Source organism: Bradyrhizobium sp. UFLA05-112 (assembly GCF_053572325.1).
Genome location: NZ_JBANBK010000208.1, coordinates 1 through 1,105 on the forward strand (window position 1 = coordinate 1; position 1,105 = coordinate 1,105).

General features: G+C 63.7%; 1 protein-coding gene and 1 pseudogene. Both read right to left on the reverse strand.

Translation table 11 applies throughout. The annotated features are described in order from the left end of the window. Nucleotides 1-77: 77 nt before the first annotated feature. A pseudogene (locus SO180_RS42405) lies at nucleotides 78-869 on the reverse strand (IS91 family transposase); the annotation flags it as partial. Nucleotides 870-880: 11 nt separating this feature from the next. Further along, nucleotides 881-1,105 (reverse strand): tyrosine-type recombinase/integrase (locus SO180_RS42410; RefSeq protein ID WP_449384710.1); only part of this gene is annotated, 225 nt, incomplete at its 5' end.

The window sequence follows — 1,105 nt, forward strand, 5'->3', positions numbered from 1 at the left end:
TAGGCGTATGGTCAGTCATACGCCTATGTCTTCAATCTCCATCACACCGCGCAAGGCGGCCTTCGCCGGAGCGATACGGTGTAACGGGAGAGATAGCGCAGCACCTGCTCTGGCCCTGCGAACGGTGCCTTGCAGTAGACCAGCCACTTGATACGCCGCAGCGGGGCGATGAAGCGCTTGAACGTTCTCTTGTCGGCAAGTCCGGCATGGGTGTTGAAGAACTTCAACTCGCCGGCGTCGTGCGCATGCACGAGCATTGCCAGCATCTTGCCGCGGAACAGGCGCGCCAGCACGTTGACATGGACGAGGAAATTGGAGCCCGCGGCGACCCATCGCGTGTGATCGAGCGAGAGGCCTCCGCCCGGCACGATCATATGGACGTGCGGGTGATGGGTGAGCGCGGAGCCCCAGGTGTGCAGCACGGCGGTGATACCGATCCGGGCACCGAGGCGCTTGGAATCGGCGGCAATCGTCAGCGTTGTCTCGGCCGCTGCCTTCATCAGCAGGTTGAAGACCACACGCTTGTTCTGGTAGGCGACGTCACGCAGCTCGCTCGGCAGCGTATAGACGACGTGAAAATACGGCACCGGCAACAGCTCCGCTTCGCGGTCGGCGAGCCATCGGCGTGACGCCGCCCCTTGGCACTTCGGACAATGCCGGTTGCCGCAGGAATTGTAGGCGATCTCGGTATGGCCACACGCCGTGTTCTCGCAGCGCGCGACATGCCCGCCGAGCGCCGCCGTGCGACAGCGCTCGATCGCATTCATCACCTTCAATTGCTCGAGGCTCACATGGCCGCGATTGGCCTCACGCCAAGCAGAGCCGTGATCGCGGAGGATGTCCGCGACCTCCAGAGCTGGTCGAGCCACGGCCGGTGGCGCTACGGCGCCGGTGGCTTCTCACCGTCTCGCTTCGCAGGCCTGCGGCGCGGCGCGGTTAGGCCCTCCAGGGGACTCTCGATCTTGGCAATCAGTCCGGTCGCCACGCGACAGTAGCGGGCTGTCGTCTCGAGCTTGGAATGTCCGAGTAACGCTTGAATCACGCGAATGTCTTTGCCGCGCTCGAGCAGATGGGTCGCAAAGCTATGGCGAAGCGAATGCAGCGG